General features: G+C 66.7%; 14 protein-coding genes. 6 read left to right on the forward strand and 8 right to left on the reverse strand.

Annotated elements, in window-relative coordinates; all coding sequences use genetic code 11:
- Nucleotides 1–69: 69 nt before the first annotated feature.
- On the forward strand, nucleotides 70–1749 hold the full coding sequence (locus tag OCH7691_RS08755) for a caspase family protein (RefSeq protein ID WP_085882979.1): 1680 nt from the start codon (nucleotides 70–72) through the stop codon (nucleotides 1747–1749).
- 5 nt (nucleotides 1750–1754) lie between these two features.
- Here the strand turns inward: OCH7691_RS08755 and OCH7691_RS08760 are convergent, their stop codons facing one another.
- The 8 genes from OCH7691_RS08760 to OCH7691_RS08795 form a co-directional block, all read right to left on the reverse strand.
- Nucleotides 1755–2570 (reverse strand): class I SAM-dependent methyltransferase, encoded by an 816-nt coding sequence (locus OCH7691_RS08760; protein ID WP_085882980.1) that lies wholly within the window; start codon nucleotides 2568–2570, stop codon nucleotides 1755–1757.
- A 138-nt stretch (nucleotides 2571–2708) separates the two neighbouring features.
- Entirely contained in the window at nucleotides 2709–3629 is a 921-nt protein-coding gene (locus OCH7691_RS08765) for a LysR family transcriptional regulator (RefSeq protein WP_085882981.1), read from the reverse strand.
- Nucleotides 3630–3685: 56 nt separating this feature from the next.
- The gene (locus tag OCH7691_RS08770) at nucleotides 3686–4462 is read right to left on the reverse strand and encodes an SDR family NAD(P)-dependent oxidoreductase (RefSeq protein ID WP_217807865.1); all 777 of its coding nucleotides are present in this window, start codon (nucleotides 4460–4462) and stop codon (nucleotides 3686–3688) included.
- A 57-nt stretch (nucleotides 4463–4519) separates the two neighbouring features.
- Nucleotides 4520–5038, reverse strand: coding sequence for a flavin reductase family protein (locus OCH7691_RS08775; RefSeq protein WP_085882983.1), 519 nt, complete (start codon nucleotides 5036–5038; stop codon nucleotides 4520–4522).
- A gap of 29 nt (nucleotides 5039–5067) precedes the next feature.
- A complete protein-coding gene (locus OCH7691_RS08780) occupies nucleotides 5068–5862 on the reverse strand; it encodes an enoyl-CoA hydratase-related protein (RefSeq protein ID WP_085882984.1) in 795 nt (264 codons plus the stop codon).
- Nucleotides 5863–5971: 109 nt separating this feature from the next.
- On the reverse strand, nucleotides 5972–6958 hold the full coding sequence (locus OCH7691_RS08785; protein ID WP_085882986.1) for an Ldh family oxidoreductase: 987 nt from the start codon (nucleotides 6956–6958) through the stop codon (nucleotides 5972–5974).
- 58 nt (nucleotides 6959–7016) lie between these two features.
- Complete coding sequence (locus tag OCH7691_RS08790; protein ID WP_085882987.1) at nucleotides 7017–8975, reverse strand: TRAP transporter permease; 1959 nt, start codon at nucleotides 8973–8975, stop codon at nucleotides 7017–7019.
- A 111-nt stretch (nucleotides 8976–9086) separates the two neighbouring features.
- The gene (locus OCH7691_RS08795) at nucleotides 9087–10076 is read right to left on the reverse strand and encodes a TAXI family TRAP transporter solute-binding subunit (protein WP_176244971.1); all 990 of its coding nucleotides are present in this window, start codon (nucleotides 10074–10076) and stop codon (nucleotides 9087–9089) included.
- 169 nt (nucleotides 10077–10245) lie between these two features.
- Here OCH7691_RS08795 and OCH7691_RS08800 point away from each other — a divergent pair, with 169 nt between their 5' ends.
- The 5 genes from OCH7691_RS08800 to OCH7691_RS08820 all read left to right on the forward strand — a co-directional run bounded on the left by OCH7691_RS08800 (nucleotide 10246) and on the right by OCH7691_RS08820 (nucleotide 14630).
- Nucleotides 10246–11142: a LysR family transcriptional regulator gene (locus OCH7691_RS08800; protein WP_085882990.1), complete on the forward strand. Its 897-nt coding sequence runs from the start codon at nucleotides 10246–10248 to the stop codon at nucleotides 11140–11142.
- Between the two features lie 134 nt (nucleotides 11143–11276).
- Entirely contained in the window at nucleotides 11277–12338 is a 1062-nt protein-coding gene (locus tag OCH7691_RS08805; protein ID WP_085882991.1) for an LLM class flavin-dependent oxidoreductase, read from the forward strand.
- A gap of 14 nt (nucleotides 12339–12352) precedes the next feature.
- Nucleotides 12353–13561: a CaiB/BaiF CoA transferase family protein gene (locus OCH7691_RS08810; RefSeq protein WP_085882993.1), complete on the forward strand. Its 1209-nt coding sequence runs from the start codon at nucleotides 12353–12355 to the stop codon at nucleotides 13559–13561.
- On the forward strand, nucleotides 13561–14319 hold the full coding sequence (locus OCH7691_RS08815; protein ID WP_085882994.1) for an enoyl-CoA hydratase/isomerase family protein: 759 nt from the start codon (nucleotides 13561–13563) through the stop codon (nucleotides 14317–14319). The genes OCH7691_RS08810 and OCH7691_RS08815 overlap by 1 nt, the downstream gene beginning before the upstream one ends.
- Nucleotides 14316–14630 (forward strand): hypothetical protein, encoded by a 315-nt coding sequence (locus OCH7691_RS08820; protein ID WP_085882996.1) that lies wholly within the window; start codon nucleotides 14316–14318, stop codon nucleotides 14628–14630. Before OCH7691_RS08815 ends, OCH7691_RS08820 begins: the two co-directional genes overlap by 4 nt.
- Nucleotides 14631–14661: the final 31 nt, after the last annotated feature.

A 14661-nucleotide genomic window follows, 5' to 3' on the forward strand; every position in this document is an offset into this window, starting at 1 on the left:
CGCAGGCAGCGGAGGGGCGGCCGCCGGCTGTCGATTGTCGGCGCGCGGCCCGGCGTCTAGACTGGGTTCATGAGCGATGCGACATGCAATTTGCCGGGCAGGCTGACGGGTCGATGGTGCGGCCTGGTGCTGGCGCTGGCACTGGTGGTCCTGGGATCGTTGCCGGTCGCGTCGCCGGGCCGGGCTGCCGGCGCCGACGGGGCGCTCGCCGAATTCGGCCGCTACCGGGCGCTGGTGATCGGCATCAACGCCTACCGGACGCTGCCCCCGCTCGAGACCGCGGTCAACGATGCCAGCGCCGTGCACGACCTGCTCTCGCGGCGCTACGGCTTCCAGTCGGACCTGCTGCTCAACCCGAGCCGCTACGACCTGGTGCGCGCGCTCGACCGGCTCCGCGCCGAACTCGGCGAGGACGACAACCTGCTGATCTATTATGCCGGGCACGGCGTCCTCGACGAGGCGACGGACGAGGGCTTCTGGCTGCCCATCGATGCCGAGGAGGACAGCCAGGCCAACTGGGTCGCGGTCTCCACGATCACCCGGACGCTGAAGGCGATCGTCGCCAAGCATGTGCTGGTGGTCTCCGATTCCTGCTATTCCGGGGCGCTGACCCGCGATGTTCCGGCGCTGCTCGCGACCGGCGGCGACCGCATGGCCGAACTGCGGCGGATCGCGAGGAAGCGGGCCCGGAAGACGCTCACCTCAGGCGGGATCGAACCGGTGGCAGACGGCGGCGGCGACGGTCATTCGGTCTTCGCCCGCGCTTTCCTCGACATCCTTGCCGCGAACGAGGAGGTGCTGGACGGGCACGGTCTCTACACCCGGCTCCGCCGGCCGGTGATCCTGAATTCGGATCAGACGCCGCGCTATGCCGATATCCGGAACTCCGGCGACCAGGGCGGCGATTTCCTGTTCATCCCGCTGTCCGCCGCGCCGACGCTCGCCTCGGCTGACGCGGCGCCGGCCGCCGCCCCGCCGGCCGCGGTCGACGAGCGGATTCTGGAACTGGCCTTCTGGGACTCGGTCCAGGCAAGCGACGATCCGGCCCTGCTGCAGACCTATCTCAACCGCTATCCGGAAGGCGTCTTCGCTGAACTCGCGACAGTAAGGATCGCCACACTGAAGGAAAGCGGCAAGACCGCCACGACCCGCGCCGCGCCGGCCAATCCGGCGCTTGTCCACGAGAAGGCGGATGCGCCCGATCCGCTGGAAGAGGCGCTCTGGCAGGCGGTCGAGGGCAGCACGCTTCCCTCCGTGGTGCAGGCCTACCTGGACGCCTATCCGCAAGGCCGCTACGCGGCGCTCGCCCAGGTGAAGCTGCTGGAATTGCAGGCGAAAGCGGCGCCCGAACCCGCGACGTCCGCCCCGGCCGCCTCGACGGCGACGCTGGCGCCCATCGCGCCCATCGCGCCCATCGCGCCGTCGGCGCCGGTCGAGACGCCCGGCGCTGAAGTCTGGCGGCTCCGCCTGGCGCTCTCCGGCGACGGCAGCGCCGTACGGGTCTTCGAGGGCGATATCGCGCTTCCGGAGGGGCGCTCGGAAACCGACATCGCGCTCGGCGCCGAGACGCTCCGGCTGTCCGCCCAGCGGACCGGCCGGCGACTCGTTCTCAAGGGCCGGGTCGAGGGCGGCGAGGGCGCGCCGTCGCGCTTCTACCAGCAGCTTGCCGTCGAGGGCGGGCGGGTCGAGAAGCGCTTCACCGCGGATGCCTCGACCGCGATCCGCTTCGAACTGCTGCTGACGCGGTAGGGCCGCTACCGGCCCGATATCTCCGGGACGCGCGCCTTCGCGGCCCAGGCTCTTGCGGCCAGGAGGATTTCCCCGTCGGGACCGGTCGGCAGCCGGGCCCGGACGGCGTCCCGCAGCCGATTGCGCGCATCGTCGCCGAGCGACAGGCAATATTTCGGCGCGGAGCCGGTACCGCCCAGGAATGGCGCCCAGTAATCATCGAAGCTTGCGAACGCCGTCGGAATGTCGATCGGTCGCACCTCGATCTCGGTCAGACCGGCACTCGCGAAGAGTTCGGACAGCGGGCCAGGGCGACAAACGGGCGCCTTCACACCGTCATCATATTCACTCGCGCGGGGATCCAGCGCGGTGGCGGCATCGAAGAAATGACGCATTACCTGCATGTGGCCGGCATAGTCCCACACGTACAGCGCCACCATGCCCTCCGGTCGGACCACGCGGACCATTTCCCGCACGGCAGCGATCTTGTCGGGCAGGAAATTGAGAACAAGGCCGGAGACCGCGATGTCGAAGGCGCCGTCGTCCTCCGGGAGCGCCTGCGCATCTCCCGGCCTGAACGAGACACGGGGATCGTCGCATCGGGCGCGGGCGGTCTGAAGAAACATGTCGGAGCTGTCGATCGCGACCACGCGCGCCGGTTCACAGGTGTCGAGCACGGTCGACGTCAGCACACCGGTCCCACAGCCGATGTCGAGCCAGCTTGCTCCCGGCGGCGCGGCAACCCAGGCGGTGAAGTGCGGGGCGATCCTCCGGCTCCACCGGCCCATGTATCGCTCATACGCGTCGGCGCCGCCCCAAAGGTCGGGTTGCACTGTCGGCATCGGAACGCCCTCCCGCTCCGGTTCATACCGCCAGCGAGTATAGCCGATTCCGGGCCGGCAGACGGGGTCTCGATCGCATCGCCCGCGGCCATCGCGAGCCTAGCGGAAGGGTCGGGTGCCGCCGCCCGGGTCCCGATCCTAGGATTGCTCGGGGCAGCCGTTGTCCTGGGTGAACAGTGACACGAGGAAATCGACGAAGGCGCGGGTGTTGGGCGAGATGCGGTGGCCGTGCGGATAGACCGCGTAGAGCGCGGTATCCTGCGTGGTCGGGCTGACCTCGTACTGGTCGAGGACGCGGACGAGGTCGCCGTTGGCGATTGCCTGACGGGCCATCCATTCCTGCGTGACCATGATCCCGAGGCCGTTGACGGCAGCCTTCATCAGCACGGTGCTGCTGCTCGTCTGCATGTTGCCCGAGACGCTGATTTCCATGCTCTTGCCGTCCCAGGCGAAGGCCCAGGTGCTGCGGTAATGGGCGCCCTTGTAGATCAGGCAGTTGTGTTCGGCGAGTTCGGCCGGATGTTTCGGCGTGCCATGCTCGGCGAAATAGGCCGGGCTGCCGCAGACGACGCGATGGCTCTTGCTCAGGCGTCGGGCGACATTGCTCGAATCGTCCAGCTTGCCGAGCCAGACGGCGACGTCGATCTGGTTCTTGATCAGGTCGATGGTCTCGTCGCTGAGCTGGATATCGAGCGAGAGTTCCGGGTTTTCGCGCAGGAAGCGCGGGATCTCCGGCAGGATCACCTCGGTCGCGACCGAGGTGCGCAGCTGGACGCGCAGCATGCCCTTGACGCTCTTCTGATAGGACGAGACGTCGGTATTGATATTGTCTATCCGGCCGATGACGCCGGCCATCTGCTGGTAATAGAGATGGCCAGGGTCGGTCAGGTTCTGTGTCCGCGTGGTCCGGTTGATCAGGCGAACGCCGAGCAGTTTCTCGAGCGCGCCGACCTGGCGCGCGATCGAGCTGGCGGTCGTGTTCTTCTGCCGGGCGACGGCGGAGAAGCTGCCCGCCTCGACGACCTGCAAAAAGGTCCGGATACAGGTCAGCTCATCCATGACGGGACCCCGGCAGCGGCTCGGGAACGGTCTCGTGGTCGGACCGGGTCATGCCCCTAATCCTGCCGCACGCCGCCATACATCTGCCAGCCGCAGGACGCCTCCCAGCCGCAATCGATGACCAGGTTGGTGCCGGTGATCGCCGAGGCCCGGTCGGACGCCAGGAACTCGATGCCTTCCGCGACCTCGGAGGGCTCGGCGCCGCGGCCGAGCGCGGTGAAGTCGCCCGGATTGCCGGCGTAGCGGCCGCCGGTCCTCTGCCGTTCGAGGATGCGCGGGACCAGGGTCAGGCCGGGCGAGACGCAGTTCACGCGCACGCCGGAACGACCCCATTCGCCGGCCAGCGACTTGGTCATGTTGATGATCGCCGCCTTGCTCGGCCCGTAGGCATGCAGGGGATTGCCGGACAGCCCCGCGATCGAGCCGATGTTCACGATGCTGCCGCGGCCTTGCGCGGCCATCGCGGTGCCGAAGGTGCGGTTGGCAAAATAGGTGCCGTCGAGGTTGACCGCGAAGATCCGCCGCCAGGTCTCGAGTTCGAGCTTCTCGGCCGGTCCCTTGACCTGGAAGGTCCCGGACGAGACGACGAGCGCGTCGACCGGGCCGAGCGCGCTCTCGATCTCCCGGGACAGTCCGGTCACCTGGTCGTAGTCGGAAACATCGAGCGCGAACGCCGTCCCGCCGAGCGAACCGGCGACGGCCTGCGCATTGGCAAGGTCCAGGTCGACCACGGCAAGCGCCCAGCCGCGCTCCGCCATCAGCCGGCAGCAGGCGGCGCCGATGCCGTTGCCGCCGCCGATGACCACGGCGAGTTTTCTTTTCTCAGTTCCCATGACGATCGTTCCCATGCCCCGGTATCGCTCGATTGCCCCCGTACGCCGTCGCCCGGATCATTCGGCGAGGGAGTTGTAGTTGCCGCCATGGAAGATCAGCGGCGGCTTGCGGTGATTGGTGAAGTTCAGGACCCGGCCGAGAAAGATGAAATGGTCACCGCCGTCGAGCCGCCCCTCGGTCGCGCATTCGAAATGCGCCGCCGCCCCGTCGATCAGCAGCACGCCGCACTCGGCGGTGAGCACGGCCACGTCATCGAAGCGCTTGTCGCGCCCGGCAAAGAGGTTGGAGATCGCCTTCTGGCCCTGCGACAGCACGCTGACGCCGAAGTGGCTGGCTTCGCTGAAGGCCTGCACGTTGCTCGAGGTCTTCAGCAGGCTCCACAGGATGAGCGGCGGGCTGAGCGACACCGAACTGAACGAGTTGCAGGTCAGGCCGACCGGATGGCCGTCCCCGGTGCGCGTCGTGACAATCGTGACGCCGGTCGGGAACGAGCCCAGCGCGTCGCGGAACTCGCGATCGCTCCAGGCGGGCCCGGGCCCGGTTTCTCGCTGGTGATTGCTCATCTGCATTGCCATCGGGTCTCTCCGGCTTGGCCGGCCTTGCCTCAGCCGGCCTTCCTGCTCTCGCCGAGCGCGGCGACGGCGCGATCGACCGCTTCCTTGTGCTCGGGCGTCGAATGGGCGATGGCCTGCAGCGACGCGACCTGGCGGAGCATGTCCTCCAGCTCGATCGACAGGCTGCGCCGCAGCAGCGACTTGGTCATGCGAAGCGCAGGGCCGGAATGGCGGGCGATCCGCTCGGCCTGCGCCAGCGCCGTCGCCATCAGCTCGTCCTGGGGCACGAGCTTGGTGACCAGGCCGCATTCCAGCGCCTCCTCGGCCGACAGCCAGTCGCCGGTCAGGGTCATCTCGATCGCCTTGGGCAGGCCGACGACGCGCGGCAGGAACCAGGCCCCGCCGTCGCCCGGCAGGATGCCGAGGCGGATGAAGCTTTCGGCGAAACGGGCCTTCTCGCCGGCGATACGGATATCGCACATGCAGGCAAGATCGAGGCCGGCGCCGGTCGCCGGTCCGTTGACGGCGGCGATGATCGGCACGTCGCAGTTGGCGAAGGCGCGCGGGATGCGCTGGATGCCCTGCATGTAGCTCGTGTGCTTGCCGAGGACGTCGGGCGAGGCCGCGGTGGCGACCATCTTCTTGATGTCGCCGCCGGCGCTGAAGGCGGGACCGGCGCCGGTCAGCACGGCGACGCGGATCTCATGATCGTCACCGATGGCGGCAAGGGCATCGACGATCCCGTCGATCATGCCGGCGCCCGACAGGATGTTGCGCTCGTCGGGCAGGTTGAGGGTCAGGATCGCGATGGGGCCGCGGCGCTCGACCAGCAGGGACTCGGACATGGGATGGTACCTTTAGCGTAAGGGGTGACATTCAGTTTAGGCGCGGGAGGCGCCGGATAAACGGGGCTCCGCCTGAACGATCTTTGCGTGTCGCGTGAAAGCGGCGCGGTCAGACTCGCTCCAGGTGGCTCATCAGGGTGGCGTAGATCGTGTCGTCAACATGGATCGTGCCGCGTGCCTGCGCTTCCTTCCGCCGCTGGCGGCTGGCATCGCCGGGAAAACGGACATTCGGCTGGCCGTCGGCGGGCCGCGAGGTGCGGATCCGATCGGCAAGCGCCGCGACCTCGGTCTTGAAGTCGGCGACGGGCTTCAGCAGCGCCGGGTCGATGGCGACGAAGAAGAAGCCGCAATTGGAGATATCCTCCACGACCGTGCTTCCGCCGGCGAGGATGCCGAGGATCTGCACGACCAGCGACAGGCCGGAGCCGCGATGTCCGCCCCAGGGCAGTATCGCGCCGGCGAGCGCCGAGGCCGGGTCGTCGGTCGGCGCGCCATCCGGGTCGACCGCGGTGTCCGGATCGAGCTTCCGCCCGGTCCGCTTGCGCAGCAGGACCTCGCCCCAGGTCGTGCTGCCGGTCCCGAAATCGACCACGACAGGGCCGTCGTCGGACGGGAAAGCGAAGGCGACCGGGTTGGTCCCGAAGATCCGGTCGATGCCGCCGTGGGGCGCAACCCTGGCCGTCGACGTGGCGGTGTGGAAGGCGATCAGGTCCTCGCGTGCGGCGCGCTCCACGTAGTAGGCGAGGCGGCCGCTGAACCAGGTATTGCGCACGCCGACGATGCCGACGCCGTTCGCCCTGGCCAGTTCGATGGCCTTGTCCATGCCGATGACCGAGGTCACGTAGCCGTTGTGGTTGCCGCCGTCGATGAGCGCCGAGTTGGCGGTTTCCCTGACCACCTCGACGGGTGTCGTCCTGTTCTGCTGCTGCAGGTTCTCGATCAGCGCGAGGACCCGCGGCAGACCGGCGAAGGCGTGCCCGGCCATCGCCGCGTCGACCAGGTGATCGGCGACGATCGCCGCGTAGTCGGCCGAGACGCCGTATTGTCGGAGCAGCCGAACGGCAAGCTGCCGCGCCTCTTCCAGTTTCAGTTCCACCCGATGGTCTCCCGTAACTCGATACTGTTCCCGCGGTGTCTGCGCTGCGACCGGTCGGCTATCCCGCCGATGCCGCCTTGCGGCTCTGCATGCGTTGCCAGAACTGGTAGCCGCCGACCGCCGCGATCATCGAGCCGCCAAGCAGGTCGATCGCGGTATAGGGGAACATCAGCAGGAACGCGCCGACGATCAGCAGGATGCGCCCGGGCCAGTTGAGCGGGGCCAGGAAATAGCCGCTGACACCGGCCGCGAAAGGGATCGCGGAGAAGAACAGGATGACCCAGGTGTAGAGCACATCCATGTTGAAGCCCTCGGGCATCAGGATCGGCGTATACACGAACATGAACGGCATGATGTAGAGGTAGGAGGAGAATCGCATCGACTGGAAGCCGGTCCTGTATGGATGCGAATCCGCGATACTCGACGCCGCGAAGGCGGCCATGCAGACCGGCGGCGTGACGTTCGAGGACTGGCTGAACCAGAAGACGCAGAGATGCGCGGCGATCAGCGGCACGCCCATCTCGCCCAGCGCCGGCGCGGCGAGCACGGCGAGCAGCAGGTAGTCGGCTGTCACCGTCATCCCGAGGCCGAGCACGAAGGTCGCGAGCATGATGATGATGAGCGCGACCCAGACCATGCCGAAGGTGAAGGAGAGCATCAGGGCGGAGAACTTGAACGCCAGCCCGGTCAGCAGCGCCATGCCGACGATGATGCCGACCGGACCGGCCGTCGAGCCGACGATCAGCGACTTGTCGCCGCCGTCCGCCAGGGCGTCGAACAGGGTCTTGAAATAGCCCTTGATGTCGCCGGCGAGAATGAAGCGGACGGCCATCGCGGCAAGGAATGTCGCGATCGCGTAAACCGCCGCGAGCGATGCGGTCCGGCCGCTGAGCAGGACGCCGAACAGGACGAAGATCGGCAGCAGGTAGATCCAGCCGCTCTTGAGGATCGGCCAGACCTCCTTGCGTTCGGAAGCCGGCGTGGCCTCGACGCCCGAGCGCAGCGCCTCGAAATGCACCATCGAGATGTTGGCGAAGAAATAGAGCAGGGCCGGGACCAGCGCGATCAGCATGATCTCGGCGTAGGGCATGCGCAGCATCTCGGCCATCAGGAAGACGCCGGCGCCCATCACCGGCGGCATGAACATGCCACCGGTCGAGGCCGAGGCCTCGATGCCGCCGGCGACATGGGGCCGGTAGCCGGATTTCTTCATGAGCGGAATGGTGAAGGTGCCGGTCGCGACGGTATTGGCGGTCGCGCTGCCGGAAATCATGCCGAAGAAGCCGCTGGCCAGCACCGCCGCCTTCGCCGGGCCGCCCCGGAAGCGGCCGGTCAGGGCCATCGGCAGGTCGATGTAGAAGGCGCCGGCGCCGAAACGCTGGAAGATCGCGCCCATCACCACGAACAGCATCACGAAGGCGATGAAGACATAGGCGACGAAGCCGAAGATCCCGTTCATCGAGGCATAGGTGTCGGCGACGATGCGCGAGGCGGAGAAGCCCTGGTGGCTGAACAGGTCGCCGGGCAGATAGGGGCCGAGATCGGCGTAAAGCAGCAGGATGAGGGCCAGCGTCGGCATGATGAGGCTCATCGCGCGCCGGCACGCCTCGAGGACGAGGCCGATGGCGATCACGCCGAAGAAGATGTCACGCGGCGTCGTGCTGCCGCCGCGCCAGGCCATGTTGGTATAGTCGATGATGAAGTTGCCGAAGGTCAGGACGGCGAGAACGATCAGGCCGAGATCGATGACGCTCGGCCGGGAGAGCGGCGAGCGGCTGGTGGCGCGGTAGCGCATGAAGATCATCGACGTCACGAGCATGATGAAGGTCGCGCGAAGCGTCGAGGTGCTCCACATGTTGGCGACGATCGAGACGATCAGGAAGACGCTGTAGCCGGCCGCGATGAGGCGGAAGGCGAGGTTCCAGCCGGGTGTGAAATCCCGGACCTTTCGCGCACCTTCGCTCGCCTCGATGACGTCCATCAGGGAGCGGCTGCGACCGGTCGAATTGAATGCCATGAGTGTGCTCGCCCCGAAAAAAGCTCAACCGCCCCGGCCCGGCCGGAGGTCGCAATTGAAGAAAAGAAGGAGACCGGCACGAATCGGTACCGGTCTCCGGTCATGGTTGAATTACTTGAGTGTCGGTTCCGGGATCTCGATGCCCTGTTCCTTCCAGTAGCGCGCGGCGCCCGGATGGACCGGGGCGCCGTTGCCGGCGAGCGGATCCTTCGGGTTGAGGCCGTGGCTCTTGAAGGCCATTCCGACCGTATTGATGGCACCGTCGGAATAGGTGAGCTTCGTGAACTCGTAGACGACGTCGTCCGGGACATCCTTGTGGGCGATGAGGAAGCCGCTCGTGCCGAACACCGTGACGTCGTAGTCCTGCTGCGGGTAGGTGCCCGCGGCGATCTTGATCCGCTGGTAGAACGGATACTCCTTGAGGAAGTCGCTGTTGTCCAGCGCGCCCGACAGATCGATCAGGCGGATCTTGTTGCTGGCCGCCAGTTCCTCGACCACCGAAAGCGGCATCGTGCCCTGGCGGCTGATCACGTCGATGCGCCGGTCGACGAGCATGTCCGGGTAATCCTGGTGCGGCAGCATCTGCCAGTCGAGTTCGCTGATCAGGCCGGTGGTCTGCAGGAAGCGGTTCATGCCGGTCGCGGCCGACGAACCCGGCGCGCCGATGGCAAAGCGCTTGCCCTTCAGGTCATCGGCGGTCTTGATCCCCGATTCCGCAAGCGCCACCACGTGATTGGCCATCGGCGGCACGACGACACCGATGGTCCGCCATTCGCGCATCTGTTCGGTGAACGGCTTCTGGCCGTACCACGCCTCGTACATCGCGTCGACGGTGGCCATGCCGATCTGGGCCTCGGCCGAGTTCACGCGGCGAATGTTCTCGTAGCCACCACCCGAGGTGCTCGGCGTGACGTTCAGCCGGTCCGAATGGGTGTTGATGTAGTTGGCGAGCGGCGCGGCGATCAGATAATAGGTGCCGGTGACGCCACCGGTCGGCAGCTGAATCAGTGCCCGGTCGGCGGCCTGTGCCGTCGTCGCGACACCGCCGAGCGCGGCGCTGGCGGCGACCAGCCCCGCGACGATCAATCCCTTGTTCAACATAAAAACTCTTCCTTCCCTCGTTTTGGCAACCTTTGGCCCGGTTGTTTGCCCCGCCGCGGGAGCCGCGGCGATCATGGCTTGTGCATTATCGGTTGGCCAAGGCTCACAGGATTCGTATCTTCAAATCAAACGATATATTCGGATGATTTCTCATCAGGAATCTTGAAGTATGACATTGAAGCAACTCGAGACCTTCTTCTGGGTGGTCCGCCTGAAAAGCTTCGTGGCAGCCGCGCAACGGCTGAACACGGCGCAGTCAACCGTGTCGATGCGGATCAACGAGCTGGAAGAGCATCTCGGCGTCCGCCTGTTCGAGCGGCAGGGGCGGTCGATGGTGCCGACACGTTCGGGGCGCGACCTGTTCTGGTATGTCGACCGGGCGCTGGCGATGCTCGCCGAGGCGCGCGAGCAGGTCGCCAACCCCTCGGTGCAGCGCGGCACGGTGCGTGTCGGCGTGACCGAGCTGGTTGCCGTCACCTGGCTGTCCGACCTGGTGACCCGGATCAACGCCCATTATCCGGACGTCAGCGTCGAGTTGAATGTCGACCTGACGGTCGATCAGCTGCGCAAGCTCGAGGAATTCCAGATCGACGTCGCGCTTGTCCCCGGCCCGATCAAGGCACCGGAGTATCTCCAGGTCAGCCTGGGTTCGGTCGAGTTCCGCTGGATGGCCAGTCCGCGGATACCGATCGGCGACGTCCTGCTGACGCCGGGCGACCTGGAATCATGGCCGCTCCTGATGCTGACCCCGCAGTCGCATCTGCATCCGGTTCTCGGCAGCTGGTTTCGTTCGCCCCTGAACGAGCTGCCGCATGCGAACTTCGCCAACAGCATCGGCGCCGTCCTGGAACTGGCGGTCGCCGGCCTCGGCATCGCCTATCTGCCGGTCGAACACAGCCGGCCGCAGATCGAGGCCGGATTGTTGCGCGTCCTGACCACCAGCCCGGTGCTTCCGAGCATCGAGTACTATGCCATCTACAATCGGCGGGACAGCCAGGGCTTCAGCGAAACGGTCGCCAACATCGCCCGGCTCTGCAGTGGATTCAAGTCTGCCGCCCCGGCCTGATTGTGGCGCGACCGGCCAAAATCCTCAACGCACGGCATACGTTCTCGCCGCATCGGACGACCGATATCGTCTGGGCTGTTCCGGCGTCGGGTTCGGATATCCGTGCTGACCGCGAAAATCGAGAGGATTGAATAATGGATTTTGGCATCTTCAACATCATGCAGCAGCGCGACACGTCGAAGAGCGCCAGCCAGGTGTTCAACGAGTCGATCGAACAGACAATGGTGGCCGAACAGCTCGGCTACGCGCGCTCCTGGTACGCGGAGCATCATTTCTCCAACTACAGCCTCTGCCCGTCGCCGCTGATGATGTGCGCCCACATGGCCGGCCGCACGACGAAGATCCGTGTCGGCACCGCCGTGGTCGTCGCCCCGCTTTATAATCCGGCCCGCCTGCTCGCCGAGATCGGCATGGTCGATCTGCTGAGCGGCGGCCGCCTCGATCTCGGGATCGGGACCGGCTACCAGGGTTACGAGTTCGACCGCTTCGGCGTCGATCTGGCGAATGCCCGCGAGATCACCAGCGAAGTGCTCGACCTCATCGAGATCGGCCTCCGGGCGCAGGCCTTCGAATACAATGGCCAGCATTTGAAGCAGCCGCGTTCGTCGATCAGCTGCAAGCCGGTCCAGCAGCCGGTCCCGCCGATCTGGTATGCCGGCGGCGATCCCGATCACCTTCGCCGCATCGCCCGCAACGACCAGACCCTGTTCGTCTCCGGCGTGCTCGGCGGCGTGACGCGCATGAAGCGGACCCGCGAGATGTTCGAGAAGGCGGCTCTTGCCGAGGGCAAGGATCCGAAAAAGGTCCGTCTCGGCGTTTCGCGCCTCGCCTTCGTCAGCAACAACAAGGACGACGTGCGGAAGTATGTCGAATGCGCGCTCTACCAGCAGCGCCTGGCGGTCAGCCTGAAGCAGCGCCGCGAGAAGGTCGAGAACGACTATATCATCGACGAGGAGCCGTACGACGAGGAGCCGTCGATCGAGGCGATCATGCGCAACCTGCCGGTCGGCGACGTCGACAGCTGCATCGAGAAGATGGTCCGCCTGGTTCGTGAGCTGCGGCCGGTCCATATCTGCATCCAGCCGCAGGTCGGCGACATGGATCACAAGAAGTCGCTGGCCTCGATGCAGCTCTGGGCCGAGGAGGTCATTCCGGCCGTGCTGCGCGAAGTCGGCGACGTGCAAGCGGCGGCCTGAGCGTGAGCGGAAAGATGTCCGGACAGGGAGAAGGGGCGGCAGCGCCCCTCTCCGACTTGCGGGTGATCGATCTCAGCCGCGTTCTCGCCGGGCCTTACAGCGCCCAGTTGCTGGCCGACATGGGCGCCGACGTTCTCAAGATCGAGAGCCCGGGCGGCGACGAGAACCGCATGTGGGGTGCCCGCTGGAAGGATGGGATCACCAGCAACTTCCACAGCGTCAACCGCGGCAAGCGCGGCATCACGCTGAACCTGAAGTCGGAGCAGGGACGTGCCCTGCTGGCCCGTTTCGTGGCCGACGCCGACGTGGTGATCCACAGCTTCCTGCCGGCGACCGGCGCCCGTCTCGGCATCGACTACGAGACGATGAAGGCGATCAACCCGAAGCTGATCTTCGTCTCGGTTTCCGGCTACGGCGAACAGGGCGAGCTTGCGAACCGGCCCGGTTACGACCTGATGATGCAGGCCTTTTCCGGGATCATGTCGACGACCGGCCATGAAGGCGGCCCGCCGATCCGTTCGGGCGTCTCGTTCATCGACATGTCGACCGGGATCATCGCCTATAGCGGCATCCTGACCGCGCTGCGCCAGCGCGAGCGGACGGGGCAGGGCAGCTGGGTCCGGGTTTCGCTGCTCGAGACGGCGATCTCGCTGCTCGGTTATCACGGCGTCGCCTGGATGCATGCCGGCGTGATCCCGCGCAAGGAAGGCTCCGGCGTCTGGCATCTGGTGCCCTACCAGGCCTTCATGTGCAGCGACGGCTACGTGCTGGCCGGGGCGACGAACGACATTGCCTGGCGGCGCTTCTGCAAGGCCCTGGGGTGCGAGGATTATGCCGCGGATCCGCGCTTCGCGACCAACGAGGGCCGGCTGGAGCATCGCGACCTGCTGGTCTCTCTGCTGGAAGCGAAATTTGCCGAGGCGACGGTCGAGCACTGGGTCGGACGGTTCGAGGAGAACGGCGTCGCGGTTGCGCCGCTGCATACGCTCGACCAGATCATGACCCATCCGCAGGTCCTCGCCAACGACATGGTGGTCGAGGCGGAAGCGGCCAACGGCGAGATGACGCAACTGATCGGCACCCCGTTCAAGATGACCTCCTGGCCGTATCACGCCGGCGTCGCCGCGCCGGCACTGAGCGCCGACACGGAGCGGGTGCTGTCGGGCGAACTCGGCCTGAGCGAGGACGAGATCGCCGCGTTGCGGCGCGACGGGGTGATCTGATGGGCGATCTCCGGGTCGAACGCCGGGCGAACGGGGCGATGGTTCTGACCCTGGACAGCCCGGCGGTCCGCAATGCTCTCGACCTGCCGATGATCCGGGCCCTGGCGGCGGCGCTCGACACGGCGGCCGGCGATCCGGACTGCCGGATGGTCATGTTGCGGGGCGCCGGGGAGGATTTCTGTACCGGCCGGAACGTCAACGAGATCAAGGCGTTCGGCACGCGCAGCCGCGACCAGGTCGCCGAGGAGATGGCCTTCCTGCGCGACGTGATGCTGGCGGTCGAGCGGTTTCCGAAGCCGCTCGTCGTGGCCGTCGACGGCTATGCGCTCGGCCTCGGCATGGCGCTGGTCGGTCTCGCCGATATCGCGCTCGCCACCGAGCGCGCCTCGTTCGGCCTGCCGGAAATCAGGCTCGGCTTCGCGCCGTCGCTGGCCGCGGTGGCGGCGCTCCGCGCGGTCGACGGCCGCCTGGCGATGCCGATGCTGCTGACCGGGGAGCGGATCGACGCGGCCGCCGCTAAGGATCTCGGCCTTGTCCACCGGGTGGTGCCGGCGGGCGAACTCGCCGCCGAAAGCGATGCGCTTTCCGAACGCCTGACCGCCCTTTCGACAGACGCCCAGATCGTCTGCAAGCGCCTGGTCCGCGAGGCGGCCGGGCAGGACTTCGCGACCAGCACGGCGCTTGCCGTCGAGGTCGCGCTCGCTGGGTTCGGCAAGGCGCCCGGGAGCGATGGAAAGACGGCGGGAGGTTCGGCATGATCGTGCGGATCAACACGGCGCTGAAGCCCAGTCTCGAGGATGGCGACAATTTCCGGGCCTTCAAGGTGGTGACCGATACGGCGGAGATCGATGTCGAACGGCTGAACGTCCTGCTCGGGCCGGCGATCGTCTTCGAAACCGCCGAACAGGCCTGGATCGAGGTCGAGGCGCTGAAGCGCTGGGCGTCCCGGTCCGGCGACAGCGACTGGATCGCCTCGCTCGACGGGATGGTCGCCTATGCCCGCACGCGCGGCTGGGTGCGCGAGATGCCGCTCCGCCTCGCCGCCCATGTCGAGCATGCCGATCGATGACAGCGTGCCGTCCCACGATCGGGGAATCCGT

The sequence above is a fragment of the Oceanibacterium hippocampi genome (genome assembly GCF_900172325.1).
Taxonomy (GTDB): Bacteria; Pseudomonadota; Alphaproteobacteria; order Sneathiellales; family Sneathiellaceae; genus Oceanibacterium; species Oceanibacterium hippocampi.

Coding starts and splice junctions, on each gene's coding strand:
- OCH7691_RS08755 (WP_085882979.1), top strand. CDS start 70: ATGAGCGATGCGACATGCAATTTGCCGGGCAGGCTGACGGGTCGATGG.
- OCH7691_RS08760 (WP_085882980.1), bottom strand. CDS start 2,570: ATGCCGACAGTGCAACCCGACCTTTGGGGCGGCGCCGACGCGTATGAG.
- OCH7691_RS08765 (WP_085882981.1), bottom strand. CDS start 3,629: ATGGATGAGCTGACCTGTATCCGGACCTTTTTGCAGGTCGTCGAGGCG.
- OCH7691_RS08770 (WP_217807865.1), bottom strand. CDS start 4,462: ATGGGAACTGAGAAAAGAAAACTCGCCGTGGTCATCGGCGGCGGCAAC.
- OCH7691_RS08775 (WP_085882983.1), bottom strand. CDS start 5,038: ATGGCAATGCAGATGAGCAATCACCAGCGAGAAACCGGGCCCGGGCCC.
- OCH7691_RS08780 (WP_085882984.1), bottom strand. CDS start 5,862: ATGTCCGAGTCCCTGCTGGTCGAGCGCCGCGGCCCCATCGCGATCCTG.
- OCH7691_RS08790 (WP_085882987.1), bottom strand. CDS start 8,975: ATGGCATTCAATTCGACCGGTCGCAGCCGCTCCCTGATGGACGTCATC.
- OCH7691_RS08795 (WP_176244971.1), bottom strand. CDS start 10,076: ATGTTGAACAAGGGATTGATCGTCGCGGGGCTGGTCGCCGCCAGCGCC.
- OCH7691_RS08800 (WP_085882990.1), top strand. CDS start 10,246: ATGACATTGAAGCAACTCGAGACCTTCTTCTGGGTGGTCCGCCTGAAA.
- OCH7691_RS08805 (WP_085882991.1), top strand. CDS start 11,277: ATGGATTTTGGCATCTTCAACATCATGCAGCAGCGCGACACGTCGAAG.
- OCH7691_RS08810 (WP_085882993.1), top strand. CDS start 12,353: ATGTCCGGACAGGGAGAAGGGGCGGCAGCGCCCCTCTCCGACTTGCGG.
- OCH7691_RS08815 (WP_085882994.1), top strand. CDS start 13,561: ATGGGCGATCTCCGGGTCGAACGCCGGGCGAACGGGGCGATGGTTCTG.
- OCH7691_RS08820 (WP_085882996.1), top strand. CDS start 14,316: ATGATCGTGCGGATCAACACGGCGCTGAAGCCCAGTCTCGAGGATGGC.